The organism is Thermosynechococcus sp. QS41 (genome assembly GCF_031583515.1).
Classification (GTDB): domain Bacteria; phylum Cyanobacteriota; class Cyanobacteriia; order Thermosynechococcales; family Thermosynechococcaceae; genus Thermosynechococcus.
On the sequence record NZ_CP134181.1, the window covers coordinates 847314 to 873528 of the forward strand.

The 26215-nt window shown below is 50.4% G+C and carries 23 protein-coding genes and 1 riboswitch; of the genes, 8 read left to right on the forward strand and 15 right to left on the reverse strand.

Annotated elements, in window-relative coordinates; all coding sequences use genetic code 11:
• Positions 1-2: 2 nt before the first annotated feature.
• The 6 genes from asnB to RHJ80_RS03990 all read left to right on the forward strand — a co-directional run bounded on the left by asnB (position 3) and on the right by RHJ80_RS03990 (position 8950).
• Positions 3-1961, forward strand: coding sequence for an asparagine synthase (glutamine-hydrolyzing) (gene asnB, locus RHJ80_RS03965; protein WP_302678913.1), 1959 nt, complete (start codon positions 3-5; stop codon positions 1959-1961).
• 71 nt (positions 1962-2032) lie between these two features.
• On the forward strand, positions 2033-3037 hold the full coding sequence (locus tag RHJ80_RS03970; RefSeq protein ID WP_302678914.1) for an EpsG family protein: 1005 nt from the start codon (positions 2033-2035) through the stop codon (positions 3035-3037).
• 76 nt (positions 3038-3113) lie between these two features.
• The gene (locus tag RHJ80_RS03975) at positions 3114-4193 is read left to right on the forward strand and encodes a glycosyltransferase family 4 protein (RefSeq protein ID WP_310801509.1); all 1080 of its coding nucleotides are present in this window, start codon (positions 3114-3116) and stop codon (positions 4191-4193) included.
• A 69-nt stretch (positions 4194-4262) separates the two neighbouring features.
• Positions 4263-5540: a Vi polysaccharide biosynthesis UDP-N-acetylglucosamine C-6 dehydrogenase TviB gene (tviB, locus tag RHJ80_RS03980; protein WP_206201605.1), complete on the forward strand. Its 1278-nt coding sequence runs from the start codon at positions 4263-4265 to the stop codon at positions 5538-5540.
• 27 nt (positions 5541-5567) lie between these two features.
• Positions 5568-6584: an NAD-dependent epimerase gene (locus tag RHJ80_RS03985; RefSeq protein WP_310801510.1), complete on the forward strand. Its 1017-nt coding sequence runs from the start codon at positions 5568-5570 to the stop codon at positions 6582-6584.
• A gap of 17 nt (positions 6585-6601) precedes the next feature.
• On the forward strand, positions 6602-8950 hold the full coding sequence (locus tag RHJ80_RS03990; RefSeq protein WP_310801511.1) for an AAA family ATPase: 2349 nt from the start codon (positions 6602-6604) through the stop codon (positions 8948-8950).
• Positions 8951-8954: 4 nt separating this feature from the next.
• Here RHJ80_RS03990 and RHJ80_RS03995 read toward each other — a convergent pair whose 3' ends face one another.
• The 6 genes from RHJ80_RS03995 to egtC all read right to left on the reverse strand — a co-directional run bounded on the left by RHJ80_RS03995 (position 8955) and on the right by egtC (position 15997).
• A complete protein-coding gene (locus tag RHJ80_RS03995) occupies positions 8955-9398 on the reverse strand; it encodes a hypothetical protein (protein WP_310801512.1) in 444 nt (147 codons plus the stop codon).
• Positions 9379-11013 carry a 2-isopropylmalate synthase gene (locus RHJ80_RS04000; RefSeq protein ID WP_206201168.1) on the reverse strand — a complete coding sequence of 545 codons (1635 nt, stop codon included), beginning with the start codon at positions 11011-11013 and terminating at the stop codon, positions 9379-9381. Before RHJ80_RS04000 ends, RHJ80_RS03995 begins: the two co-directional genes overlap by 20 nt.
• Positions 11014-11087: 74 nt before the next feature.
• The gene (locus tag RHJ80_RS04005) at positions 11088-12119 is read right to left on the reverse strand and encodes a sirohydrochlorin chelatase (RefSeq protein ID WP_310800484.1); all 1032 of its coding nucleotides are present in this window, start codon (positions 12117-12119) and stop codon (positions 11088-11090) included.
• 32 nt (positions 12120-12151) lie between these two features.
• Positions 12152-12293, reverse strand: a riboswitch (cobalamin riboswitch).
• A gap of 35 nt (positions 12294-12328) precedes the next feature.
• Positions 12329-13855 carry a peptide ligase PGM1-related protein gene (locus tag RHJ80_RS04010; RefSeq protein WP_310801513.1) on the reverse strand — a complete coding sequence of 509 codons (1527 nt, stop codon included), beginning with the start codon at positions 13853-13855 and terminating at the stop codon, positions 12329-12331.
• 251 nt (positions 13856-14106) lie between these two features.
• Entirely contained in the window at positions 14107-15207 is a 1101-nt protein-coding gene (locus RHJ80_RS04015; protein ID WP_310801514.1) for an SUMF1/EgtB/PvdO family nonheme iron enzyme, read from the reverse strand.
• A gap of 7 nt (positions 15208-15214) precedes the next feature.
• The gene (gene egtC / locus RHJ80_RS04020) at positions 15215-15997 is read right to left on the reverse strand and encodes an ergothioneine biosynthesis protein EgtC (RefSeq protein WP_310801515.1); all 783 of its coding nucleotides are present in this window, start codon (positions 15995-15997) and stop codon (positions 15215-15217) included.
• Positions 15998-16137: 140 nt separating this feature from the next.
• Between egtC and RHJ80_RS04025 the strand changes: the two genes are divergently transcribed.
• Positions 16138-16848 (forward strand): DUF2232 domain-containing protein, encoded by a 711-nt coding sequence (locus RHJ80_RS04025; RefSeq protein ID WP_206201173.1) that lies wholly within the window; start codon positions 16138-16140, stop codon positions 16846-16848.
• On the opposite strand, the gene fni is transcribed toward RHJ80_RS04025, so the two are convergent.
• From fni to RHJ80_RS04070, 9 genes are all read right to left on the reverse strand, one after another.
• On the reverse strand, positions 16845-17873 hold the full coding sequence (fni, locus tag RHJ80_RS04030) for a type 2 isopentenyl-diphosphate Delta-isomerase (protein WP_310801516.1): 1029 nt from the start codon (positions 17871-17873) through the stop codon (positions 16845-16847). The two genes, RHJ80_RS04025 and fni, sit on opposite strands and share 4 nt — an antisense overlap.
• A gap of 69 nt (positions 17874-17942) precedes the next feature.
• The gene (locus tag RHJ80_RS04035; protein WP_310801517.1) at positions 17943-19079 is read right to left on the reverse strand and encodes a geranylgeranyl reductase family protein; all 1137 of its coding nucleotides are present in this window, start codon (positions 19077-19079) and stop codon (positions 17943-17945) included.
• 56 nt (positions 19080-19135) lie between these two features.
• Positions 19136-20026 (reverse strand): cation diffusion facilitator family transporter, encoded by an 891-nt coding sequence (locus tag RHJ80_RS04040; RefSeq protein WP_310801518.1) that lies wholly within the window; start codon positions 20024-20026, stop codon positions 19136-19138.
• A gap of 23 nt (positions 20027-20049) precedes the next feature.
• A complete protein-coding gene (ctpC, locus tag RHJ80_RS04045) occupies positions 20050-21351 on the reverse strand; it encodes a carboxyl-terminal processing protease CtpC (RefSeq protein ID WP_206201176.1) in 1302 nt (433 codons plus the stop codon).
• 117 nt (positions 21352-21468) lie between these two features.
• Positions 21469-21759: a hypothetical protein gene (locus tag RHJ80_RS04050; protein WP_310438478.1), complete on the reverse strand. Its 291-nt coding sequence runs from the start codon at positions 21757-21759 to the stop codon at positions 21469-21471.
• 116 nt (positions 21760-21875) lie between these two features.
• Complete coding sequence (gene argB, locus RHJ80_RS04055; RefSeq protein ID WP_310801519.1) at positions 21876-22763, reverse strand: acetylglutamate kinase; 888 nt, start codon at positions 22761-22763, stop codon at positions 21876-21878.
• A gap of 19 nt (positions 22764-22782) precedes the next feature.
• The gene (locus RHJ80_RS04060) at positions 22783-23253 is read right to left on the reverse strand and encodes an SRPBCC family protein (RefSeq protein WP_315862992.1); all 471 of its coding nucleotides are present in this window, start codon (positions 23251-23253) and stop codon (positions 22783-22785) included.
• 179 nt (positions 23254-23432) lie between these two features.
• Positions 23433-23678: a chlororespiratory reduction protein 7 gene (locus tag RHJ80_RS04065; protein WP_302678923.1), complete on the reverse strand. Its 246-nt coding sequence runs from the start codon at positions 23676-23678 to the stop codon at positions 23433-23435.
• A 63-nt stretch (positions 23679-23741) separates the two neighbouring features.
• Positions 23742-24341 (reverse strand): CAP domain-containing protein, encoded by a 600-nt coding sequence (locus RHJ80_RS04070; protein ID WP_206201181.1) that lies wholly within the window; start codon positions 24339-24341, stop codon positions 23742-23744.
• Between the two features lie 184 nt (positions 24342-24525).
• On the opposite strand from RHJ80_RS04070, the gene groL reads away from it, so the two are divergent.
• Positions 24526-26157, forward strand: a complete 1632-nt coding sequence (gene groL / locus RHJ80_RS04075; protein ID WP_206201182.1) for a chaperonin GroEL — start codon at positions 24526-24528, stop codon at positions 26155-26157.
• Positions 26158-26215: the final 58 nt, after the last annotated feature.

Sequence of the window (26215 nt, forward strand, 5' to 3'; positions counted from 1 at the left end):
CTATGTGTGGCCTAGTTGGTTTTCTCAACGCTGCCTTTTTAGGTGACTGGGCAGCAACTATCCGCAAGATGAATGGCACCCTTTCCCATCGCGGCCCTGATGATGAGGGAGTCTGGATAGATGAGGCGGCAGGTATCGCCCTAGGCCACCGTCGTCTAGCAATTCTTGATCTTTCCCCCGCAGGACATCAGCCGATGGCTTCTGCGTGTGGCCGTTATGTCCTCGTCTTTAATGGTGAAATTTACAACCACCTTGAACTGCGTCAGGAGTTAACAGCGCTTGGTGCAGCCCCCCCTTGGCGCGGACATTCCGATACCGAGACGCTACTGGCGGCTTTTAGCCATTGGGGCGTGACCACAGCCCTAGAAAAGCTAGTTGGCATGTTTGCCCTTGCCCTCTGGGATCGCAAGACTCGTACATTAACCCTAGCTAGAGATCGCATTGGTGAAAAGCCCCTCTACTACGGTTGGGTCAATGGAGCCTTGGTTTTTGCCTCAGAACTCAAAGCGATTCGGGCTTACCCAGCCTTTGCTAACTTGATTAATCGCGATGCCTTAGCGCTGTATTTCCGCTACAGTTGGATTCCTGCTCCCTACAGCATCTATGAACATATCTGGAAGTTACCAGCAGGTACCTATCTCCAGTGGCCTGCTGAAGCCCTCAGCCCCAATACTCAAGGCACACCCCAAGCCTATTGGTTATTGGAAAGCGTTATTGCTAAAGGGCTTGCCCAGCCTTTTCAAGGAACAGAGGACGAAGCAGCAACTGAATTAGAGCGTCTTTTGTGTCAAAGTCTCAAAGGGCAGCTCTTAGCAGATGTTCCCCTAGGCGCATTTTTGTCCGGGGGCGTCGATTCCTCAACAGTTGTGGCTTTGATGCAAAGCCTTTCTTCCCAGTCCGTTAAAACATTTAGCATTGGCTTCTATGAAGATGCCTATAACGAAGCCCAATATGCTAAAGCAGTTGCCCAACACTTGGGTACCGATCACACTGAATATTACCTTACAGGTCAAGAGGCGCGGGATGTCATTCCCAAACTTACCCACCTTTACGACGAACCCTTTGCTGATTCCTCTCAAATCCCTACCCATCTTGTGTCAATGATTGCGCGCCAAGAGGTGACAGTTGCCTTGTCCGGTGATGGGGGGGATGAACTATTTGGCGGATACGTGCGGTACCTTTTGACCCCTGCGATTTTGGGAAAAATAGAACGCTTGCCGAAACCAGTGCGCCGCACCCTTGCATCTTTGCTGAAAAAACTATCCCCTAGACAATGGGATCAGCTTTTTGGGGGACTTAGTATCTTTCTGCCTCAGAATTTAAGATATACAACCATAGGGGATAAAATCGCTAAGCTGGCTAAGCTCTGTGAAATGACCTCTGACAAAGAAGTCTATCTTTCTTTTCTATCACTGATTGATTTACCTTCCCAGTTCGTCCTTAATAGTCAAGAACCATTATTAATCCAAGAAAAGCTTGACCAACTGAGCCATCAACTGCCTTTTGAATCCTATATGATGGCACTTGATCTTTTGACATATCTTCCCGATGATATCCTTGTCAAGGTCGATCGCGCCGCCATGGGAGTGAGTCTTGAGACCCGTATTCCTTTTCTAGATCATCGAATTGTTGAGTTTGCTTGGACACTCCCCCTTGAGATGAAAATCAGACAGCAACAGGGCAAGCAGGTACTCCGTAAACTTTTGTATCGCTATGTCCCGCCGCCCTTGATTGAACGCCCTAAAATGGGATTTGGCATTCCCCTAGCTCAGTGGTTACGTTCTGAACTGCGAGATTGGGGAGCAACTTTATTGAACCCAACCCGTCTTCAGCAGGAGGGCTACCTACACCCTGACCTTGTTTGGCAATACTGGCAGGAGCATCAAACAGGAAAACGCAACTGGGCAGGACAACTATGGGAAGTATTAATGTTTCAGTCATGGTTAGAGCGCTGTTTCTGAATATCTAGCCCTAGCATATGTTTCCCTATTTCTTTGTTTTCTTACTCACGCTAACACCATCGGTTATAGAAATGCCGAAGTGGTATTGGGTATTTCTTTTTAGTATTTATGTCGCTTTTATTGGTCTGAGATTTGAAGTTGGTGGAGACTGGTTGACGTATATAGATATATTAGAAGCTTCTAGATATCAGCCATGGGTAGGCTTTGAAGCCCTACTTGGTGACCCTGCCTATCACTGGATTAATAAGATTGCTGCTGCCCTTAATCAGGAAATTTATTTTGTAAACTTATGTGTTGCAGTGATTTACACAAGCTGTTTATTTGCTTTTTGTCAAAAACTGAAAAATCCTTACTTGGGTTTAACAGTTGCTTTCCCATACTTAACGACTGTTGTAGCAATGGGCTATACTCGCCAAGCAGGAGCGATCGCTTTAGAGCTACTAGCGTTAATGGCATTAGAATCCAATAAAAAAATAAATTCAATTCTGTTTTTTATTTTGGCATTACTGTTTCATAAGACAGCAATATTTCTGATATTAGTGCCGATATTAATGTTTTTATTTGACGCACTAAAAACAGGAAAAATAATTAATATTCTACTTGTGTCAGCATTATTATTGATAGCTCTATCTGGTGCAATTGCAATTACTAGCATCAGCGATAAATTTTTAGTTAGCTATATCGGAGCAGGAATGTCATCTTCAGGTGCTTTAATTCGACTATCCATGAATCTCTTACCTGCAACTATTTTTTTAATCGAATACTATACAGGGCATAATTTCTTTAGAACTTCTTCAAAAGTTTATCTTGCTTTATCTTGGCTAGTTATTTTTTCTTTTGCACTCTTGCTAACAGGTTCTTCAACTGCTGCCGATCGCCTTGCGCTGTACCTAATACCTATTCAGATCTATGTTCTAGGAAATTTGCCCTACCTCTTTCTCACTCAAAGCCGAGAAATATTTTATCGATGGATGCTTCTAGTACTTGGTTACAGTTTTTTAGTATTATGGGTATGGCTGCAATTTGCTGATCATGCTTTCGCGTGGTTACCCTATCGCATGTATCCTTTTATTTAAGATGGCAATCAAAGATCACTATGGAATACCCAAGCTAGATGGGTTGTCATTGATATTGCTTTGCAACAATGCTCAGATGTTAATTAATTTCAGAAGAGATTTGATTTTAGAGTTAATTCATACAGGTGCTGAGGTTCATTGTTTAGCTCCAGATTATACAGAAGCAGAAATTTCAAAACTAAGTGAAATAGGTGCCATATGTCATCATTTTTACCTTGTTCGTAATGGCATGAATCCTTGTCAAGAAATTAAATCTCTCTTCTCTATTATTAAAACAATAAAAAAAATTAATGCTGATAGTCTCTTGGCTATTAGCTCGAAGCCAATTATTTGGGGATTACTAGCCTCGAGATTTGTTGGTATAAAATTCCGCTCTGCATTATTCACGGGCTTAGGTTATGCATTTACTCCTGACCATCAATTAAAATCAAAAAAATTGAAGATCATTCTCATTTTTTTATACAGGATATGCTTACCTATTGCGGATAAAATTATCTTTCAAAATAAAGATGACTGTCATGAAATTACTCAAGCATGTGGCCTAAATCCTTGTAAAACTTTAATCATTAAAGGGACAGGCGTTAATCTTCAAGAATGGTCGTATTGCGAGCCTTTTTCTCGTCCATTAACATTTACTTTAGTTGCAAGATTACTCATTGAAAAAGGAGTATTAGAGTTTTTAGAGGCATCTAAATACTTAAAAGCTCTGTATCCTCAAGTTCGATTTTGGTTAATTGGTGGACTAGATAGCAATCCGGGGAGCTTATCTGAAGCACAAATTAAGGAATTTACAGAGCTTGGTATAGTTGAGTGGTTTGGCTTTGTTAATATCAAAGAGTATCTACCCAGTACTAGTGTGTTTGTCTTACCTTCCTACCGTGAGGGTGTTCCCCGCAGTACGCAAGAAGCAATGGCTATGGGTCGACCAGTGATTACTACGGACGTGCCAGGCTGCCGTGAAACGGTTATTGACGGCTATAATGGTTACCTTATTCCGCCTCGGGATGTGAATGCCTTGATAACTGCAATGCGGAAATTTATTGAACAACCTAGTTTGATTCCTTCAATGGGGTATCATAGCTATCAAATGGCTTTGGACTTATTTGATGTCAAAAAGATTAATGCTCAATACCTCAAATTGCTCAGTTCATGTTAGTTTTATTAGGATATTGCAACTCTTTTCAAAAAAGTGAAAGATGCCGAAATTAGCGAAGGTGAGTGCATGATGCTTAATTTTTCTGATACTTTTAAGATTGCTGTGATTGGCTTAGGTTATGTTGGTCTTCCTTTGGCCGTTGAATTTGGCAAGAAGTACTATACTATTGGTTATGATGTTAATAGCCAACGTATCGCTGAACTTAAGCAGGGATATGACAGAACAGGAGAAGTCAGTGACACTGATTTGCAAGCGTGTTCCTTGCTAATGTACACAACCTATCTCGAAGATTTAAGAAAATGTAATATTTTTATTATTTCTGTTCCCACTCCAATAGATTATTACAAAGTTCCAGATCTTGAACCTTTAAGAAAAGCTTCCAAGAGTGTTGGTCAGATTTTATCACCTCAGTCTATAGTTATCTACGAATCTACTGTTTATCCGGGTGTAACAGAAGAAGTTTGTGTTCCCATCCTTGAGCAGGAATCCAAACTAAAATTTAATCAAGATTTTTTTGTTGGTTATAGCCCTGAACGAATAAATCCGGGGGATCATAATCATCGTTTAACCACAATTAAAAAAGTTACCTCTGGTTCAACACCTGAAGTTGCTGATTTAGTTGATCGCCTATATGCATCAATTATTCCAGCGGGAACACACAAGGCAAGCTCGATTAGAGTGGCCGAAGCGGCAAAAGTAATTGAAAATATTCAACGAGACATTAATATTGCTTTTGTGAATGAGCTATCTATTATTTTTCACCTATTGGGCATTGATACAGAAGAAGTGTTAGCTGCTGCAAGCACAAAATGGAATTTCTTGCCCTTTCGTCCGGGATTGGTCGGTGGCCACTGTATTGGTGTTGATCCCTACTATCTAACTTACAAAGCAGCAGCTTGCAATTATCACCCTGAACTGATTCTGGCTGGTCGCCGTATCAACGATAACATGGGCTTTTATGTAGCAGCGCAATTTCTGAAGTTACTCGTCAAAAAGGGAATTGACTTACCTAATGCTCGTGTACTTGTTATGGGACTAACCTTTAAGGAAAATTGCCCCGATTTACGCAACACACGTGTCGTTGACATTATCAAAGAACTGCAAAGTTATGGCCTAGGGGTTGATATTTACGATCCTTGGGTAGATCCCCAACAGGCCAAGAGAGAATATGGAATTTCCCTTATTGAAGAGTTATCTCATCAGTGGGACGGAATCATTATTGCTGTTGCCCACCAGCAGTTTCATGAAATGGGTAGTACTGGCATTCGTGCTCTCTTGAAAACACCGGGAGTTCTTTATGATGTGAAGTGGGTATTATCGAAGGAAGATGTGGACGGCCGCCTTTAGCTACTTTTTGTCATTTGAGGAATCAAGATGGATATTTTGGTGACGGGTGTTGCTGGGTTTATTGGCAATGCAGTAGCACTGGAACTACTTAAGCGGGGCGATCGCGTGATTGGTCTCGATAATCTGAACAACTACTACGATGTCAACCTTAAGAAAGCTCGCCTTGAGCGACTCAGCCCTTTCACGGCAGGTGATCAATTTGTATTCAGAAAAATTGACCTCGTAGATTGTACAGGGGTGAACCAACTCTTTAGAGACTTTACCCCCCAACGGGTCATCCACTTAGCAGCGCAAGCGGGTGTACGCTACTCGATTGAGAATCCCTTGGCCTATATTGACAGTAATATTGTAGGTTTTATCCACATTTTGGAAGCCTGTCGCTACCATCAGGTAGAGCATCTCGTCTATGCCAGCACCTCAAGCGTCTATGGTGCCAATAAAAAACTGCCTTTTTCGGTTCACGATAATGTTGATCACCCCTTGAGTCTCTATGCGGCCACCAAGAAAGCCAATGAACTGATGGCACATACCTACAGCCACCTCTATGACCTGCCCACTACTGGACTGCGCTTTTTTACCGTCTATGGCCCATGGGGGCGCCCCGACATGGCACTCTTTAAGTTTACGAAAGCCATTTTGAATAATGAACCGTTGCCTGTCTTTAACTATGGTAAGCATCGCCGCGACTTTACTTACATTGATGACATTGTCGAGGGGATTCTACGGGTGCTGGATCGACCTGCCACACCCAACCCTTCATGGAGTGGCGAAAATCCTGATCCGGCCACTAGTCTCGCACCTTGGCGTGTTTACAACATTGGTGCCCACCGCCCCGTCGAACTCCTACGGTATATTGAACTCTTAGAAACCTATCTTGGGAAGAAAGCGCAGTTAAATCTTCTGCCTCTGCAACCGGGCGATGTCCCCGATACCTACGCGAATGTGCTCGAACTTAGGGCAGACACAGGCTACGAACCCACAACTCCTGTTGAGATAGGCGTACAGCGATTTGTCCACTGGTATCGTGAGTACTATGGTATCTAACGAGTTGAGTTTGCCCTATGTCAAGTGAAAATAACCATCTGTCTTTGCCCTCTGAAGCCGCTCGGGCAAGTTTGTGGCAGCCGCAGCCAATTGATAAAGTGACCATTGATCAAGTACTTCGCGGGCTGAAGCGGCGCTCAGCAGTTGGCATATTGGCAGGTGCGCTAGTCTCAATTGGCTTTTTGGGATACTCTTACCTCTTTTTGAGAAGCTATCGACACTCTGTGTTGGTGCAGGTTGAACCTATCCAATCCTCAGGCGCTCGGCCAGGAGCATCTTTAGAGTCACTCCGTCAGCTTGCTCCAATATCCCTGCCCCTTTTGTCAGGTGAAACAAAAGGTGATGTGGGAACTTTGGTTCAGGTACTCAATAGCGACATTGTTTTGCGTCCAATTTATGAGAAATTTTTAGTAGAAAATCCTGATCTAGATCCAAAACAATATTCGTATCAATCTTTTATTGGATCCTTGAAAATCCAGCCAGCGAAACTAACCTCAGGTAATAGACTACTAGATCAGTCAAGTCAAAAGATTATAGAAATCCAATTTTCTGCAAGAGAAAAAGAAAAGATAGAATCACTCCTAGGAATCCTTGTTGAAGAATTAAAAAGATTTAGTGAAAAGGAAAAGCAGGATCAAATAGCGGATAATCTGCGCTATGTTAACCAAGAAATTCAGAAGACCCTGAGTCAAATTGATGATCTGGAGGATCAACTTAACCAATTTCGCTTTCAGAATCGGGTAGTACGACCTGACCTAGTTGCTTCCCAGTTTAACTCTGCGGCCTCTGGCAGCAGCGATCTTGAAACGTATCTTAGCCTTTTGGATAATTTGATCTCTGCAAGAAATGAAAATAGAGTAAAACTGGAGTCGGCTCAGGCAACGTTTAACTCCCTCGAAGGACAGTTAAGGTTGTCTCCTGCTGAGGCACTTGCTGCTGCCAATCTAGCTGCTTCTCAAAGCTATCAGGAGTTGCTAATAAAATTAACAGAAACGGAAACCAAGCTAGCTGGGGAGCAGGCCAAGGTGAATGAAAACTCACCGACGGTGCAAGTGCTACAGGAAGAAAAGCGACTACTGCTAGAGCAGGCTAGGCAGCAAGCGCGACAGATTACGATTAGAAATCAGGATCAAGTTCGTCAACCCGAAACGCTGATTGGTTATCAAAGTGCCGTTTCTGAATCTCTAATCGAGAAGTACATAGAGACCAGAATTGAGCTTGAAGCGCTGCGGAGGGCGGATGCTGAATTAAGCAACCAAATTCAGGCCACCGAGGCAGAGATATCGCGAGTAATACGCCTTGCCAATCCTTACCGCAAGATTGAGCAACGTTTTGCAGCAGCACAGGAATCTCTGAGGTTATTACTGCAAACTCGACAGTCCCTCCAACTGCAGATTGCGCAACGAGACTTCACATGGCGAGTCCTCTCAGATATTGACAACAAGGAAGAATATCAGGTAACCCAGCGTTTATTACGGGCACTGGTGATAGCTTTGATGCTGGGGGGAGTGTCGGGGCTATTCTTGGCTCTAGTGCTCGATTGGTTGGATGATCGCTTCCTAGAAGTGGAGCAAATTCGCCAACAAACTCCCTTGCCGATTCTTGGCGAGATTCCTCTGACGAAGACATTTGATCAATTGGCCTTTAGTCGCCTAGAAACACCGTTGACGCTCTGGGGATTGCAGCACCGTTTGCCGAGTGCCACACCTGCTTTTAGGGAAAGTTTTTACTTCCTGTTGACGCAGCTAGAGTCGTTGGGATTGCCGCGCTCTTTGGCAATAACGGGTACAGCGGGCAAAGAAGGGCAAACGACCCTTGCGATTTACCTTGCGGTTGCAGCAGCGGCGATGGGAAAACGGGTCTTACTGGTGGATGCCAATTTGCGTCAGCCCAGCATGCATCAAGGACTTGGCATTCCCAATGTTGCAGGCCTAGGGGAGTTGTTGCAAGGGGAAATGCCTTTTCCCCACTGGTTCAGTCTTTTGGCAAATCGTGCGGAAAGACTCTGGGTACTGACGGCGGGTCAGGTTCAGCAAGAGCCGATGATACTGCTGAGTTCTGCGCGGTGGTTTGATTTCTTGGAGGGCGCTAAGGACACCTTTGACTGCGTGATTCTGGATGTGCCGCCGATCTTGGCTGCTGCGGAGGCGCATCGGGTTCTGGCAGCGGTGGAGCGGGCGCTCTTGGTTGTGCGGTTAAAGAAAACGCGACGCGAAGCTTTTGCTCAGGCACTGCAGGCTTGTGATCTGAGCTTACAGCAAAAGCTGCTTGGGATTGTCGTCAATGGTGTAGCTGTCAACCACCGAGATTTCAGAGGTTATCAGAACAGTGCTGCTGAGTCAGCGGTGGCACCCCTCGCTGTCTAAGGTCTCACATCTCCCTTTCGGGGGACAAAATAGCCATTAAAACAGGCCCAAAGAGTAGGGCATGGGCAGCTAAGGTGAGGCCGGTCCAAAGAAGGGGAAGCCAGCGCCAAACTCCTGCTTCTAGGGGCGGAAACAGGGCATAGGCTAGCCAGATGAGGGTTGGCGGTAAAATGATGAGCAAAATAGCTAACACAAGGCCAACAACGGTGACCTGAGAAGAGGGGCGGTGGAGCGATCGCCAGCCTGTACCCGTCCACTGCCAGCGAAAAGCGATCGCCCCATCTTCAAGGCGAGCCGTTTGGCGCTCAGAATTAAGGGTAAAAATGTGGCGGCAAAAGTTACAGGCATGGGTTTCCATGAGCACCATTGGGGCAATTTGGCCATGGCGGCAAATGGGGCAGGGGTAGATGCCGTGGTGCTCAAGGGGCTTAGGGAGTGGTTCCACCATGAACCTCAGCGGTCTGGGGGTGGAGGCGTTGCTGCTGGAGCCCGCGATAGAGACGATTGAGGGCATTCATATAGGCATGAGCCGAAGCAACAATAATATCTGTATTGGCGGCATGGCCCGAGTAAATGCGATCCCCGTGTTGCAGGCGAATGGTCACCTCGCCGATGGCATCAATTCCCGCGGTCACTGACTGCACGGAATACTCAATGAGGCGATTGGGAATTTGCACCACGCGGTTAATGGCACGATAGACGGCATCCACAGGGCCTGTGCCAATAGCGGCATCTGTCAGCTCCTCACCACTGGGCAGACGGATGGTTACGGTGGCGGTGGGGCGGGCGCGATCGCCACAGGAGACCTGCACAAATTCCAGCTGGTAGCCTTGAACATCAATGGCTTGGGTTTCATCTTTAACAATAGCTTCTAGATCCCAGTCAGTGATTTCTTTTTTCTTGTCGGCCAGTTCCTTAAAGCGCAAAAACGCCTTATTGAGTTCCGTTTCACTGAGTTCAAAGCCCAGCTCGCGCAGGCGGGTGGCAAAGGCATTGCGACCAGAGAGTTTACCCAAAACAATTTGGTTATCGGCAAGGCCAATGAGTTGGGCATCCATGATTTCATAGGTTTGCTTGTGCTTGAGGACGCCATCTTGGTGAATGCCTGATTGGTGGGCAAAGGCGTTGGCACCGACGATCGCCTTATTGGGCTGAATCAGCATGCCCGTTAGATTGGAGACCAAGCGGGAGGTTTTGTAAATTTCGCGGGTGTTGATATTGGTCAGGGGTGCTTCCGATTCGGGGGGACGGCCTAGGAAGGGATTGAAGTACTGCCGCCGCACATAGAGAGCCATCACCAATTCCTCAAGGGCAGCATTGCCGGCGCGCTCCCCAATGCCGTTAACCGTACACTCCAGTTGCCGTGCCCCATTTTTGACTGCTTCGAGGAAGTTGGCAACGGCCAAGCCCAAGTCGTTGTGACCATGGACTGAAATGACGGCACGATCAATATTCGGCACGTTTTCCTTGATGCCTTTGATCAGGGCGCCAAACTCGGCGGGGGTGGTGTAACCCACCGTGTCGGGAATGTTAATTGTTGTGGCACCGGCGTCAATCACCCGTTCCAAAACTTGATAGAGAAACTCAGGATCCGAACGCCCGGCATCCTCAGGGGAAAACTCAACATCATCCACAAAGGACTTGGCATAGGCCACCATTTCGGGGGCAATTTCCAGTACCTCAGCGCGGGTTTTCTTCAGTTTGTACTCTAGGTGGATATCCGAGGTGGCAATAAAGGTGTGAATCCGCGGATAGTAGGCGGGTTTGAGGGCTTTTGCGGCTGCTTCAATATCTTGGCGGGTGGCACGAGCCAAGCCACAGATCACTGGCCCCGTTTCGGTGCCCACGGTTTCAGCAATCCGCTGCACCGCCTCAAAGTCACCGGGACTGGCAAAGGGAAAGCCTGCTTCAATAATATCCACCCCCAGTCGCGCCAGTTGACGGGCGATCGCCAGTTTTTCATCCACATTTAGGGAAGCACCGGGCGACTGTTCACCGTCCCGCAGGGTGGTATCAAAAATTAACACCCGGTCAACCGTCTGGGGAGGATATTTAATACGCATAGACAAGCCCTATCTAAGCTTGAGAAAGAGTAGCAGTCATCATTTACTCTAACATTTTCGCTGGGGAGCGATGCTTAGGGAACTTGCCAAATGCGTTGGTGGTAACTGGGCAAGTGATCCAAGTCCACGGTTGATCCATGGTGATGGTGGTGAGGGTGATGACCCCCGTGATCATGGCTGTGGGAGGGGTGCTCATGATCCTGATGATGGTGGTGATGATGGCTATGGCCTGCCACCAAGCGGAATTTGCAGGCTTCACAGTTCATGGCCACCTGCCCCGTATGGGTTTCAATTTCCCGCTGCCGCGTGAGATAAAATAGTTGCGGATGCAGGCCAATTTCCGGTAGGTTCACGTATTCAACACTGGGATAGGCGGCTTGGGCTTCTGCGGTAAGGGTATAGATTTTCTTGACTAGTGCCCCTGTAAACATGAAGTGGGGCAGGACAATGACGCGGCGGGGCTGGTAAAGATTCGCCCGCCCAAATCCTTCGGGTAGGCGGGGATGGGTAATGCCAATAAAGCAGACCTCAACGGTTTTGTAGCCACTGCCTTCCCAGAGCATGCGGGCTAGCTTAAAGACATCGCCATTGGCATCGGGATCACTGGAGCCGCGTCCCACCACTAGGAGAACGGTTTCTTCGCGGCCAATGCCTTGGGGATTAAATTCTGGTGAGTCCAAGCGTTCAAGGCGCGATCGCCACAGGGTTAAAATTTCGGGGGCAATACCATAGTGGCGGCCATAGTGATAGCGCAATTGCGGAAACGCCCGCCGCGCCCGATCCAACTCATTGGTAACGTCAAACTTATTGTGGCGAGCAGCAAAGAGTAAAACTGGTAGCACTGACAAGTCTGTATGGCCTGCGGCAGCACACTGGCTGAGCACCTCAAAAATCGAGGGTTCCGTTAACTCCAGAAAACAGGGAAAAACAGGCCGGCAGGGATCCAGTTGATAATAGGCTTGGGCAAAGTCCAAAAATGCTTGGCGACCTTCCGGATCGCGCGTCCCATGACCGACGAGTAAAAGCGGTCGAGATTGGGGGAGAGGGGGTAAATCGAGGCTAAAACCGAGGGGATTGAGAATGGAATCGTTGAGCGTAACAACCACATTGAAACTCCATGCCCGTGCGACGCAGGCAAACAGAGTGAACCACAGCAAGTAGGCATTCTGGCTGAGGGGGGTTCCCCATCACAGCTGCGGCACAGCACCAGACTTGCACTGGATTTTCCCTACAGGCTGCTCTTCACAGTGAACGTTGCCAATTGTAGCGAGATTCTCAGACCCCTGTCTATGCGGGGGGTGGGCACATGAGAGACTTATAGCGCCGCAGCATCGAGAACGCCAATGGTCTGGTTGTAGATGGCTTGGGCTTCTTCGGGGGTGTTGCCAATACTGACGAGACCCAGCTTACCAAATTCCGAGAGTGCCCCCATGAGGTGAAAGACAGTGCCCGTTTCGGTGCTGGAGTCAAAGTGGAGATGGTAGCGGGCAATCATATCTAAGAGATCATTGGGCAAAAGACCCCGATAGTGGGGTTGGCAGAGGTTATCGGAGGCAATGTAATACTTGGGACGGCGGTGCTTGCTGTAAAACAGTCCAGAGGCTAGCTCATAGTGGCCATCGGTGAGGAATTTTAAGGTCATAAAGGGGTGCGTAGTACCACCCTTGCGCAAGTTAATTTCAATGGCGTAAAGCTCCCACCCTGCTGTTGTCTGGGTTGCAACAACGTCCACACCAAAACAGCCGATCACCCCCTGCTGTGCCAAGTACGTCCCTACCTTTTGCCCCAATTCTTGGAGTTGTTGGCGATAGTCGGCATGGGCGGGAAATTCACAGCCAATGAAAATTTGACCTGTGGGGGCATTGAGTAACTGTTCATGGGTGGAGACGATTTCAACACTGCCTTTGGGGGTAATACAGCCTTGGACACTGGGCGATCGCTTGACTGTCCCTTCCACAAAGGCTTCGACAATGCCACCCAGATCCATAAATCGCTGCCGATAGGAGAGCCAAGTTTCATTAGGCGCCTGAAAGACCATCTCCTCTAGGCTATTTTCAATCCGTTGTAGATGATCGGGGGTGTGTGGGCTGCCAAGGGGGCGCAGTGGGCGCAGATCAAGAAGAGCATTGCCTTCTCCGGAAAAAGCCTCATTGAGTTTCACCACCACCCGTTGCAGTTCAGGAGATTTCTCTTGGAGGTGAGCGATCGCGCGCACCAGTTCCGGTACCCCCTGCAAAAAACCGCTGCCCATCGGATGGGGAATGCCTGCGGCCGCAAAAAGTTCCCGACTGCCCGCCTTGGTTCCCCAGTAGAGGAGGTCGGGATCCGTCGAGTAGAGGGGAATGCCTAAGCGTACCGCCAGTTCCCGCTCCAAAGGGGTGGAGTTAAAACACACCATGTAGGCTTGGTTGGGACGCAGGGCTTGACGAATACGCTCCAAAAGGCGAGGCCGCTCTAAAATTTTCGCAGTCAAGGGTTTATCGGAGCGATCGTAGGTGGCCAGCAGCAGCAGGCGATCGCGGGCATGGGAACTGGGTACGCCGGGGAGTAAATCCAGATAATAGTCAATAATGCTGGGGTGCAGCGGCTGGGACGTCACGTAGATCATGCGGGTACGCGGATTCCGCAACTGGATCAGCGTATAGAGTTGCCGCTCCTCGTAGTGGGTGTAGCCGGTGATCTTGGCCAGCTCCGGTTGGGGAAAGCTCAGGGAAGGCACCACCACAATATCGCGCTCAATGCCGCCGGGACCCTTGGGTAGTTCAGGAATAAACGTTTCTGTCCCGTCCCAGCACTCCAAGAGTCGCGTTTGCAGTTGGCGGAATTCCTCAGCAATTGACATCAAAACGCCCCTATGCCCTTGTCCCTAGTTTAGGGAGTTTGAGTCGGACTCATTGCTTGGGGGGCATCTTGTTCAAACTTTCTTTACTGAGGAACGGTGCTTCGTTTGCTCAGCTTCAATGTTTCTCATAAGATGCCTCGCAAGAGGATAGTTGATAGTCTGATTCTGGCGAAGCCTAAGGAGAGTGCCCGTGAAAAGGATCACAGGATCACGGGGAACTTGGGCACAAAATTAACCCACTTCACCCAGATCTAGGCCTCAGACTCAATCGGGAGTGCTTCTAGTTGAACATAGCGGGCGCCGGCAAACACCTCACGGGTGGTGCGGCTATACCAATTGCGAAATGAGGGTCGCTTGAGAATGGGGCGCGTCCAGTGACTACCGCCTTTTAGGACAAAATGCTCGCCATCAAAGTAGGGGGCAGAATACCCCCGGTAGGGATAGCTCTGGAACCCCGGATAGGGGGCAAAGGGACTTTGCGTCCATTCCCAAACGTAGCCCTGATTCAAGAGTCCCTGCTGAGCAGCAATCTCCCATTCCCGTTCACTGGGGAGACGTTTGCCTTGGAAATGGCCATAGGCTTCAGCCTCATAGAAACTGAGTCCCCACATAGGTAAGTCCAAATCCTCAGGAACGGGGTAAAAGGGTGCTGTGATCCCCTCTGCTTCGCGCCATTCCCAACCACTGCTGGACCACCATTCCCGCCGCTGATAACCACCCGCTTCCACAAAGGTGAGAAATTCCCGCCAGGTCAGCGGTGCCGCATCAATCATAAAAGGAAGTAGTTCGACACTCTGGACTGGCTGCTCGTTATCAAGGGCTAAGAGGTCTTCACTGCCAATGACATAACTGCCAGCGGCAATCCGTTGCCAAGACTGAGGCGACGATAGGAGAGGGGGTAAGGTGGTGAAAATCCCCTGCATCGCCAGCACCATTTGCATCGTTTCACTGTGTTGGGCTTCATGCTGCAAAATCCACCACCAGAGACGGACTTCCCGTTGCCACTGCTCGTCGCTAAGACTGTAGAGGCGATCGCCCGTCTTTTGGCGAATCTCTGCTAAGTAGTCAAGTAGCTGGCCACGCGGCGGTAGATGCTGTCGTTCGGCCTTGGGTCGGCCATCGGCGGCATACCAATAGCGATCGCGATCGCTCACCCCTGAGGATTCCGGCAAGAGCCAAAAAGCTTCTGTGTAGCCAATGTGTCCCAAATGCCACCCCACGGGACTATAGAGGGGATGGGGCTGCGCACAAAGGACGGCCTCGCTCAACTCAGCCACAAGTTGGAGTGTAAATTGCCGCTGGTTCTGAAAGGCTTGCCAAAAAGCTCCCCGATCAAAGGGATTAAAAGGCACTGATATCTCAGAAGGCGTAAATTTCTGGTTCACTCTGCAAACTCATCAACAGCAATTTATTTTCCGGTAAAAGATACCACTCCGTTTGCTGATCTACCGGCTCTGAGGTGAGTTGAATTTTCTCGGCATCCTGACTCCAGTACAGGGTGGGGGGTGGTGTGCCCCGCGCACAGCGGGTGGCGAGAATATAGACGCCATCAGTCAGAATCATGGCGGCACTGACACTGGTACGCGCTGCCTGCGCTAGGGAAAAAACAATTTGCAGTGTTTGCCGCAGTACCATCAACGGTGACAGTTGCGGATTCAACACCAATTCATTGCAAAACAGGGCAAAGAGGTGCTCAGAGTCTGTAGAGCCTTCAACAATGTTGTAACAAATATCCGACAGGCGATCGCGCATAGGGCGGTAGAGGGTTTGGCGAAAGTTCTCGATAAATCCATTGTGCACCCCCAGCCAGCGTCCCCAGCGAAAGGGCTGCGTATTCGTCATCTGCACGGGTTGACCCGGTGTGGCACTGCGGACATTGGCCAAAAAACAGGCAGATTGAATGTAGCGGCTTAAATGCTCAGTAAAGTTAATATCATGCCACATGGGCAGCGTTTGCCGATAAAGAAAGGGGGGCACATCTTGGCGGGCAGCATACCAGCCCACCCCAAAGCCATCGGCATTTAAGCGTCCCGCCGTCATTTCGCGGGGTTGATAACTTTGCACCAACAGGGAATGGGGAGCATCCACCAAGGCATGGGCAAGGGACGTTTTGCGCCCCATATAGGCATAAAGACGGCACATAAATTAACATGCAAGTTTGATAGGAATACCTTACCCCCGATTCTAACTTTCAGCAAAGGATTTTTCAGGGCGCTATATCCAGTTTGAGAGCTGGCAGTAAAGCTTGCTAGAGTGTAGAGAAAAAAGGTTATCTGCAATCAATGAACCCAACGGATTCCCTAGAGGATGATTTTCCCGACGTCGAAGCCATTGTGCCCCCTGAGCAGTCCCAAGCCTTGGGGCGATCGCAAATTCAGCGCACCTTGGTGATCACAGAAACAGCCTTCCTTGCCAGTACCGCTGCCCTGCTGTGGGTGATTAACTTTTATTTGCCCATTGGTCCAGTCTTGCGCCTATTTTTTCCAATTCCCATTGCCTTGGTGTATTTACGCTGGAACCGCCGAGCGGCTTGGATGGCGGCGATTGTCAGTGCCTTGCTCCTTTCTGTGTTGATGGGGCCACCCCGCAGTCTGCAATTTCTCTTGCCCCACGGCATGATGGGGGTGATTTTTGGCGGCTGTTGGGCAAAAAAAGAGAGCTGGGGACGCTCGATTCTCAGTGGCGCTGTGATTGGCACCGCAGGATTTTTCTTTCAGATTAGTCTTGTGTCCATTCTGCTCGGGGAAAACCTCTGGATTTACTTCAATCAGCAGGTCACGAATTTCATTGATTGGGTGCTGGTCAACCTCAACCTGCTGCTGGAGCCAACGGTGACCCTGATCCAAGTCGTGGCACTGCTACTTGTCTTTTTCCAGTCCACGGTGTATGCCTTAGTGGTGCATATTTTGGCATGGACACTGTTGGAGCGATTGGGCAATCCGATTCCGGATCCGCCCCCGTGGCTGCGCACGATCCTTGAAGACCCCCGCTAGATCCTTTCGAGACAGCGACGCTGATAGAGGGCTTGGGGAGTGGCACTGCCGGTACAAAACAGCACGGTTTTCAATTCCTCAAGGATAAAATCAATGCGTTGCGCAAGTGTCTCCTCTGATTGATGGGCGGCCTGCAAAAAGGGGCGCGCTAAACCGGCAAGACTAGCACCGAGGGCAAGGGCCTTGGCCACATCAATGCCATTTTGAAGTCCGCCGGAGGCAATTAGGGGCGTATCTGGTAGGGCAGGATGAATTTGCTCCAGACACTGCGCCGTAGGCGTGCCCCATTCGGCAAAGGCCTCTCCGAGGTACTGCTGACGCCCATCCTGAGCACGCGCTGCTTCCACCTTAGCCCAAGAGGTTCCCCCTGCACCAGCCACGTCAATAGCGGCTACTCCCACCTCCACGAGTTGCTTGGCCACGTCGGCACTGATACCATTGCCCACTTCCTTAACAATCACCGGCACCGGTAGGGCACGGCAGAGAACACCAATTTTCGTCAACAGTCCCTTGAAGTTGCGATCGCCCCCCGTTTGGACGGCCTCTTGTAGGGGATTGAGGTGCAAAATCAAGGCATTCGCCTCTAGGAGATCAATAATCTTTTGGCATTCATTGACGCCACAGCCATAGTTCAACTGCACCGCGCCAAGATTGGCTAAGAGGGGGATAGTGGGTGCCTCTTGACGAATGGCAAACGTGGTCGCCACCTCTGGATGCTCCAGCAGCACTCGCTGGGAACCAACACCCATAGCAATTCCCTTTTGTTGCGCCACCCGGGCTAAACGGCGATTGATGTCTCCCGCTTGGGGGGTGCCACCGGTCATGGAGGAAATCAGCAGGGGGGCAGCGAGTCGCCAGCCCAAAAACTCGACGCTCAGATCAATCTCGGCAAAGTCCAGTTCGGGCAGGGCACAATGGCGAAAGCGATACTTCTCGAAACCGGTGGTGACTTCTTGATGACTGACATCACCTTGAATACAAAGCTCGAGGTGCTCGGCCTTGCGCTGCTCAATGGGACTGCTCACCACTCGTGTTCCTAAAGTTAGGCTGCACCAACATTATAGAAGGCAGCTCAGGGAGCATCCCTATCGGCATTAACGGAAAACCGTCGGCACTCTCAACCCCGCTGCCAACAATTTCAGGCCATTGGCTGCTGCATCGCGGTAACGCAACTGACCGCAGAGAATTTGCCCCATCCGTTGCAGGGCGCTGGGACGTTTGATGGCCACTTCATAGGCCATGTGGGGCATCCGATAAAAAAGAGTCGCTAGACGTTTTGCCCAGACCATATCCGCTCCCCACGCCTGTTGGACTTGACGGGAATAGTCTGCGAGAGCCTCTGGATCACCATTGAGGGCGCGATCGATGGCTTGGGCGGCCAACATGCCGGTCAACAGCGAGGGACGAATGCCTTCGGCAGTAAACGGATCAACGATACAGGCCGCTTCCCCGGCAAGGAGGGCATTTTGGGTGTGCAGGCGCTGGTGCCGCTGCCAACAGTAGAGGGGGTGGCCATAGACCTTGACTTGACTGAAATCAACGCCAAAGGTTTCAGCATATGCTGCCCCGATCGCCCTCAGATTTTGCTTGCGTTTTAGGGAAAACGTGCCCACACCAATCGAGTAGCCCTCCCGCTTAGGAAAGTTCCAAATGTAGCCATTGTGAACGCGACCAAAGTCAAAGTGGGCTGTCCTCAGGGCATGATTGGGCATGGCTGCTTCAACCTCAATGGCTGCTCCTATACGCTGCTGACGATGTTGGAAGCCCAACCACTTGGCCATTGAACCTTTGGCACCATCACAGCCAATCAAATACTGCGCTGTGAAATCCCCCTTGGGCGTATGCACCTGCCAGCGATCGCCCCCCCACGTTAGACCTGTAGCGGGAGTTTGAGCCGCTACCTGCGCCCCCTGTTGCTGCGCCTGTTGAATCAGAAAATGATCAAACACATCGCGGCGCACCATCCATACTGCGTGCTTTGGGGGCAGTTCCAGCACTTGCGCTTCCCCACCCTGCCACGTACAGACCATTTGCGTCAGCTTCAGTGAGATAGCAGGAGTAAAGTCAAAGTCAAACCAAGCTTGCACTTGGGGCGACACACCTCCCCCACAGGGCTTGTAGCGGGGCAGAGCTTCCTTTTCCAGAACCAACACCCGCCGGCCTCGCCTAGCCAAGTGATAGGCAGCCGCACCGCCCGCAGGGCCTGAACCAACAACAATGCAGTCGTACACCACAGGGTCACTCCTCAGTTGCTTTGCGCAGATGCTCAAAAAATAGCAAAAATCACTTAAGAGAAGCTGATCTGACTGGATTCGTAGTCGGGGGGTTCGACGTGGATGACAATGCGAGCCGGCCCATAGCGGTCTTGCAGCAGGGCTTCAATTTGCTCAGTAATGTCATGGGCCGTGGGAATATCTTCCGCCTCGACAATTAAGTGCATCTCAATAAACACTTGCCGTCCCACCATTCCCCGCGAGCTAATGTCATGGCAATTAACCACACCGGGCACGGTCATCACTAGCTCATGGATGGCTTCGGGGGCGATCGCCATCTCATCCACCAGCCAAGGAATGTTGCTTTTGAGGACTTCCCACGCACTCCAAAACACAAGGGCCGCGACGGGAAATGCCAACACCACATCCAGCCAATCCCAATTGAACGTCCACACCCCAATCAACCCCAAAAGAACAATAATCGTTGTCCAGACATCGCTCAGGGTATGCTTGGCATCAGCAATGAGCACGGAATTATTCAGCTTGCGCCCCATGTGGTGTTCATAGAGAGTAAGGCCGATATTCATACCAAGGACAAGGATCACAATCCACAGTTCTGCCCCTGTGATCGTCACGGCACTGCTTTTATGCAGCAGGCGCTCAACCGCACTTTGTAAAATCTCAAAGCACACCATGCCCAGAAAGGCGGCAATCCCCAATGCACCGAGGGCTTCAAACTTTTGGTGACCGTAGGGATGGTCGCGATCGGGATGGGGGTTAGCCCACTGCATGGCCACTAAGCCCAGTATGCTACTCCCGGCATCGGTCAAGCTATGCAGGGCATCGGCCTGTAAACTCAATGAGTGACTGAGAACACCAACAATGGCTTTAATGGCCGTCAGGGCAACATTGACCCCTAGCGCCAAGAACAATACCCGCTGGGCTTGTCGGCGGTGGTCGGCCACGGTGCTCACCTAACTGAGTGAACTTAAGGATTGGCTGTCTGGGGAGGACGCGCTGATTGGGTATTGCGTCGCTCCGCTAGGATGCGTTCATTGAGAACCGCAAGGGCCCGTGTAAATTGAGGATCACGATCAGTGGCAATGTCATCGCGCGTCAGTTGTTCCCGCTGCTGCTCCGTGAGTGTGACTTCAATATCGGGTTCAATGCCTTTCTTGTTAATATCACGGCCACTGGGGGTAAAGTATTTGGCGATCGTCACCGCAATCCCTGCCCCGTCGCCCACGGGCTGGACGGACTGCACCAAGCCTTTCCCAAAGGTGCGTGTTCCCACCAACACGGCACGGCCATTATCCTGTAGGGCACCTGCGAGGATTTCGCTGGCACTGGCCGAGCCGCCATCAATGAGCACCACAAGGGGCTTATTGGTCAAGAAGCCGCGACCGGCGCGTAAGCGTTCTGCTTCCCCTTGGCGATTGACCGTAGAGACAATATCGCCCTGCGGTAGAAACATGCGGGCAATTTCAGCGCTAGCAAAGAGTAGGCCACCCGGATTGGAGCGTAAATCCAAAACATAGCCTTCAACGCCTTGCTTTTCTAACTCCCGAATGGCAGCGCGCATTTCTGCTGCTGCATTGGAGCTAAAGGTGACAAGGCGAATATAGCCGACAGGCCCTTGGGGAGTTTGGCGCAAACTGTGGCGAACGGGATGAATTTCAATGCGGGCACGGGTGATCTCATAATTCAAGATTTGATCGCCCCGCTGGATCGTCAGGCGCACTTTTGTATTCACCGGGCCACGGATCATGCTGACGGCTTGGTTGAGATCCATGCCCTTAGTGGATTTGCCATCAATTTTCAGGATCACATCCTTGGCCATTAAACCCATCTCAGCGGCGGGACTCCCTTCAATGGGGGAAACCACGGTGATTTCTTTGGTCTTTTCGTCCTGGGTAATGGTGATACCTACCCCTGTGAGTTCACCAGAGGTTTCAATTTGCATGGAGCGAAACTGCTCCGGATCCATAAAGCGGGTGTAGGGATCATTGAGCTTCTCGAGCATTTCCCGTGCCGCTTTGTAAGCATCCTCGGGTTTGGTGTAGTTCCGAGAGAGAAACTCCCGCCGCACGGCACGCCAGTCATTGCCATTGAAGGTGGCATCAACGTATTCACGGTCAATGACCTGCCATACTTCATCCACCAGTTCCTTAGGACTTTGGCGGAAACCCGCTAGGCTACGGGACCAGTGCAGACCCGCACCCGTGACAGCAACCAATGCCGTCATGACCACTGTCGTACTGACAACGAGCGTGCGGTGTGTGATTCCCATATGATTCGTCCTAAATTTTCGATCCTTTAGCCTACGCCCAATCTAGCACAAAGACTTGCCTTGGCCGTTGGCGATCGCCAGCTAAGTTTTCCGACGCGCAGCAGGGTCAAAAAGTGCCTAGACCCCCAGTTGTTGGCGAATGCAGTAGTTCACACTTTCATCGAGAACCCGCTGTGCCCGCTGTTGGCTAGGAGATTGCAGTTGACCGCCATTGGGATCAAGGGTTTGAAAATCAGTGTAGCTCAATCGCTGTTGAATGTAGTTGATGGAGCACTGACAAATGTTATTCATCACTGAACGGGGCACAATGGGCGCTGATCGCTGGCCACGCTCGATGCAGGTATCCATAAAACTATTCACCGCCACTGGGGGGTAGGGTTGGGGAATGGCGCGTGCTGGCAGTTTCAAGCTAGTGGCTAAGCTGCTACTAATTAAGATTAAAGAGAAGAATTTCATAGGTAATAGACCCTGACGCTAAGACATCCTCGTCATACCCTAGGACGCCCTTTTTCATGCAAAAAGTTTCAATCACTGAAGGCGCGATCGTAGGCTGCATTGGAACCCACGAGCATTGAGCCAATCCCCGAATCGGTAAAAATTTCCAGTAATAGGGCGTGGGGCACCCGGCCATCAATAATGTGCGCTGCTTTCACCCCTTGAGCGAGCGATCGCACGCAACAGGTGACTTTAGGAATCATCCCGCCAGAGACAACCCCCTCTTTAATGAGTTGCCGCGCTTCGGCAATATCAAGGCGATAAATGAGAGTACTCGGATCACGATAATCCCGTAAAATGCCTGCGGTATCCGTCAGTAAAATCAGCTTCTCAGCCCCCAAAGCCGCCGCAATCTCGCCAGCAACAGTATCAGCATTGATGTTGTAGGCTTGCCCAGTATCATCGGCAGCCACACTGGAGATGACGGGAATATACCCCTTCTCCACTAGTGCCGTAATCACGCGGGTATCCACGCCTTGGACTTCACCCACAAAGCCGATGCTCTCTTCTCCTTGGGCACGGGCACGAATCAGGTTGCCATCTTTGCCGCACAGCCCCACCGCTTTACCGCCCGCCTGATTAATCAGGGTGACAATTTCCTTGTTGACCCGACCCACCAAGACCATCTCCACCACATCCATTGTCGCGGCATCGGTGACGCGCAGCCCATTTTTGAATTGGGGTTCGATGTTGAGCTTAGTTAACCACGCATTGATTTCAGGGCCACCGCCATGAACCACCACCGGCCGAATCCCCACATAGGAAAGAAAGACAATATCGCGAATCACCGAGTCTTTGAGCTGCTCTTCCTTCATGGCGGCACCGCCGTATTTGACCACAAAGGTGCGCCCGGCAAAGGCTTGGAGATAGGGCAGGGCTTCACTGAGAACACGAACGCGATCGCTATCGCTGAGCATAGAGTTTTCTTTTGTCCGTCTAAAAACCTAAGCAGGGATCAATGGGGGGCTGAGCAGAGGGGGGATCTTCCTCAGCCGCAACTGCTAAGCGGGCAGCCAACCCTGCCGCAGAATCGCGAATCAGTGACCAAATCAGCGGCGCCAGCCACCCCCGCAACATCACTGAGCAGGAAATCTGACTCCCACAGACCGTTGATTCTAAACGATAGGTTACCCGTTCCTCTACCCCCGGCAAGACCAAAATGCGAATACTCAACAGTTTTCCCGGTGATACCCGTTCGACAAAAATCTGAATCGGCCACGGAATCCAACGGGTCATGGCTTGGAAAATAAACCCCGGCTTGGGTACGAGTCCGTAGGGCACATTCGTGCGCAAAATCAAGGGATGCCACGACACATCGGCCAAATTCACCACTTTGCGCCAGATCAAATCCACCGATGCAGAGCTGAGGGCTTGATAGGTGCCTGCCAACGGCCAGCTGTAGGTCATTTGCTGTTTTTTCTTTTGTTGACGACGGCGATTGGCCACAGTCTCGTTACCCTACTATTCCTGACGATTTGGACACCACGAAAGAATAAATAATCGCCTGAACCCTTGATTGATCCAAGAGCCTTATCTATATTAGAACGGAATTTTCCGAGCAGGAGTTTCGTAACTCTGTGTAACGATTATTTTTCTAAACGCACGGCATACCACTGAAGGTAGCCACCATTGGGTAATTGCAGTTCACAACCCGTTGTCATGAGGTAGTGGGCACGACTTTCCACATCGGGCAAAGCAAGTAGATCCGGCGTTAGGGAAACATCGGTTCCTGTTAAATACTCCACCAGCTTGGCCTGTAGCTCCATCGGCGTGAGAAAGGTCTCATCGCTGACAGTAGATTCAAGGACAACATACATCTCTTCAGTGAACATAGCGAATGCGGTTAAGTTGACATTGATTACATTGGAAATGATCCGCGCAGCAACGCTCTGCCTTTACTGGGCTGGCAGTGCAAACATCTGTACAGCATAGACTTCTCCGTGAGCTGAATTCAAAGCAATGCCAAAGCCAAAGCGGGTAAATTCAGGCCGCAGGATATTTTGGCGGTGCCCCTCACTATACATCCAGCCTTTTTGGAACCGCTCAATCAGCTTATAGTTGAGCACCAATCCGGGGGTGCCCTTCTGCTCCATGATATTTTCACCGACGCCACCGCGTCCCCCCAAGGCGATAAAGCGATCCATTGGGGATTGCCCATCGGGATTGGTATGGCTAAAGTATTGGCGTTTGAGCATATCTTCGGCGTGGCGTTGTGCTGCCTCTGTGAGTAATTCATCGGCAACAAGGGGCGGCAGTCCATTGAGCTGGCGATCGCGATTCACCAATTGCAGGGCAAAGGCTCGTATTTCCGCAAGGGAGCGTTTTGGCTGAGCAGCAATGACATCCACCTGTGGAGCACCAATTTGCCAATCTTGCCCCCCTTGGCCATTGTTCAAGTAAAAATACTCCTTGGCCGCTGCAAGGGCAATGCCGAGCATTAAGGTGACGTACAAGAAGACCTGTAGGCGTTGTTGATTGAGGTGGCGGCCAGCCATGGCTGCGAAGCTTGTTAATCTATTGTCAGTCTATTGTCAGTGTACGCGAGCAAGTGCGGAATCCCCTACATTTTCTGCCATTGCCCTCAGCTGGTTTTCCACAGTACTGTAAACAATGGCTTGAAGCCTGCTAAGTTTGCAGTCCCTCAATCATGACCTCCAAGTTACTAAAGGATAGCCACCCATGGCAAAATTAGTCGCATTTCATGAAGAGTCCCGGCGATCGCTCGAACGCGGAATTAATGCCCTTGCCGATGCCGTGAAAATTACCCTTGGCCCCAAAGGGCGCAACGTGGTGCTTGAGAAAAAGTATGGCGCACCGCAAATTGTTAACGATGGCGTGACGATCGCCAAGGAAATCGAACTGGAAGATGCCTACGAAAATACTGGTGCCCAACTGATTCGGGAAGTGGCCGCCAAAACCAATGATGTCGTCGGTGATGGCACAACAACAGCGACCCTCCTTGCCCAAGCCCTGATCCGTGAAGGCCTGAAAAACGTGGCTGCCGGTGCTAATCCCATTGCCCTCAAGCGCGGTATGGAAAAAGCGATCAAAACCATTGTCGAGGGCATTGCCGAAGTGGCCAAACCCGTTGAAGGAGATATGATTGCCCAAGTGGCCACCGTCTCTGCCGGTAATGACCCCGAAGTGGGAGCCATGATTGGTGAAGCCATGGCCAAAGTCGGCAAAGATGGCGTGATCACCATTGAAGAATCAAAATCCCTGAATACAGAAATGGAAATTGTTGAGGGGATGCAGTTTGATCGCGGCTACATTTCCCCCTACTTTGTCACCGATCCAGAGCGGATGATTGTTCAACTCAACAATGCCTATCTGCTGTTGACGGACAAAAAAATTACCAGTATCCAAGATTTGATTCCCACCCTAGAAAGAGTGGCTCGCAGTGGTCGTCCCCTCGTGATCATTGCTGAAGATGTAGAAGGCGAAGCCCTCGCCACATTGGTGGTGAATAAACTGCGGGGCGTCCTCAATGTGGTTGCCGTGAAAGCCCCAGCCTTTGGCGAACGGCGCAAAGCGATGCTCCAAGACATTGCCATTCTCACGGGCGGTCAAGTCATTTCTGAGGAAGTGGGACTGACCCTAGATGATGTGGAAATCACCATGCTGGGAGAAGCCGCCTCCGTCACCGTGACCAAAGACACGACCACCCTTGTGTCGGAGAAGGGCAATAAAGCCGATATTCAAAAGCGGGTCGAGCAGCTCAAGAAGCAGTTGGCCGAGACAGACTCCGAATACGACAAAGAAAAGCTGCAAGAGCGCATTGCCAAGCTCGTGGGCGGCGTAGCGGTGATCAAAGTGGGGGCTGCCACCGAAACGGAATTGAAGGATCGCAAACTCCGCCTCGAAGATGCCCTCAATGCCACCAAAGCGGCAGTGGCTGAAGGGATTGTGCCCGGCGGTGGTGTGACCTTGCTTCACTTGGCCAGTCGCATTGATGCCCTGCTGCCTAGCCTCAGTCCCGAGGAACAAACAGGGGCACGCATTGTTGCCAGTGCCTTGGCAGCGCCAGTGGCTCAAATTGCTGACAATGCTGGTGTCGAAGGAGCCGTAGTCGTCGAGAATGTCCGTGCCGGTGACTTTAACTATGGCTTTAATGCTGCAACGGGCACCTATGAAGATCTCGTTAGTGCGGGCATTATTGACCCTGCCAAAGTCGTACGCTCTGCCCTGCAAAATGCTGGTTCGATCGCCGGCATGGTACTGACGACAGAAGCCCTTGTGGTCGAAAAACCAGAACCGAAACCGGCAGCTCCTGCGGATGGCGGTATGGGGGGCATGGGCGGCATGATGTAGGCTTACTGCCCCAATAGTTTGCTAGGTTCTCTCCTCTCTAACTGGGGGGAGAGTTTTT

Coding starts and splice junctions, on each gene's coding strand:
- asnB (WP_302678913.1), top strand. CDS start 3: ATGTGTGGCCTAGTTGGTTTTCTCAACGCTGCCTTTTTAGGTGACTGG.
- RHJ80_RS03970 (WP_302678914.1), top strand. CDS start 2,033: ATGCCGAAGTGGTATTGGGTATTTCTTTTTAGTATTTATGTCGCTTTT.
- RHJ80_RS03975 (WP_310801509.1), top strand. CDS start 3,114: ATGTTAATTAATTTCAGAAGAGATTTGATTTTAGAGTTAATTCATACA.
- tviB (WP_206201605.1), top strand. CDS start 4,263: ATGCTTAATTTTTCTGATACTTTTAAGATTGCTGTGATTGGCTTAGGT.
- RHJ80_RS03985 (WP_310801510.1), top strand. CDS start 5,568: ATGGATATTTTGGTGACGGGTGTTGCTGGGTTTATTGGCAATGCAGTA.
- RHJ80_RS03990 (WP_310801511.1), top strand. CDS start 6,602: ATGTCAAGTGAAAATAACCATCTGTCTTTGCCCTCTGAAGCCGCTCGG.
- RHJ80_RS03995 (WP_310801512.1), bottom strand. CDS start 9,398: ATGGTGGAACCACTCCCTAAGCCCCTTGAGCACCACGGCATCTACCCC.
- RHJ80_RS04000 (WP_206201168.1), bottom strand. CDS start 11,013: ATGCGTATTAAATATCCTCCCCAGACGGTTGACCGGGTGTTAATTTTT.
- RHJ80_RS04010 (WP_310801513.1), bottom strand. CDS start 13,855: ATGTCAATTGCTGAGGAATTCCGCCAACTGCAAACGCGACTCTTGGAG.
- egtC (WP_310801515.1), bottom strand. CDS start 15,997: ATGTGCCGTCTTTATGCCTATATGGGGCGCAAAACGTCCCTTGCCCAT.
- RHJ80_RS04025 (WP_206201173.1), top strand. CDS start 16,138: ATGAACCCAACGGATTCCCTAGAGGATGATTTTCCCGACGTCGAAGCC.
- ctpC (WP_206201176.1), bottom strand. CDS start 21,351: ATGGGAATCACACACCGCACGCTCGTTGTCAGTACGACAGTGGTCATG.
- argB (WP_310801519.1), bottom strand. CDS start 22,763: ATGCTCAGCGATAGCGATCGCGTTCGTGTTCTCAGTGAAGCCCTGCCC.
- RHJ80_RS04060 (WP_315862992.1), bottom strand. CDS start 23,253: ATGACCTACAGCTGGCCGTTGGCAGGCACCTATCAAGCCCTCAGCTCT.
- RHJ80_RS04065 (WP_302678923.1), bottom strand. CDS start 23,678: ATGTTCACTGAAGAGATGTATGTTGTCCTTGAATCTACTGTCAGCGAT.
- RHJ80_RS04070 (WP_206201181.1), bottom strand. CDS start 24,341: ATGGCTGGCCGCCACCTCAATCAACAACGCCTACAGGTCTTCTTGTAC.
- groL (WP_206201182.1), top strand. CDS start 24,526: ATGGCAAAATTAGTCGCATTTCATGAAGAGTCCCGGCGATCGCTCGAA.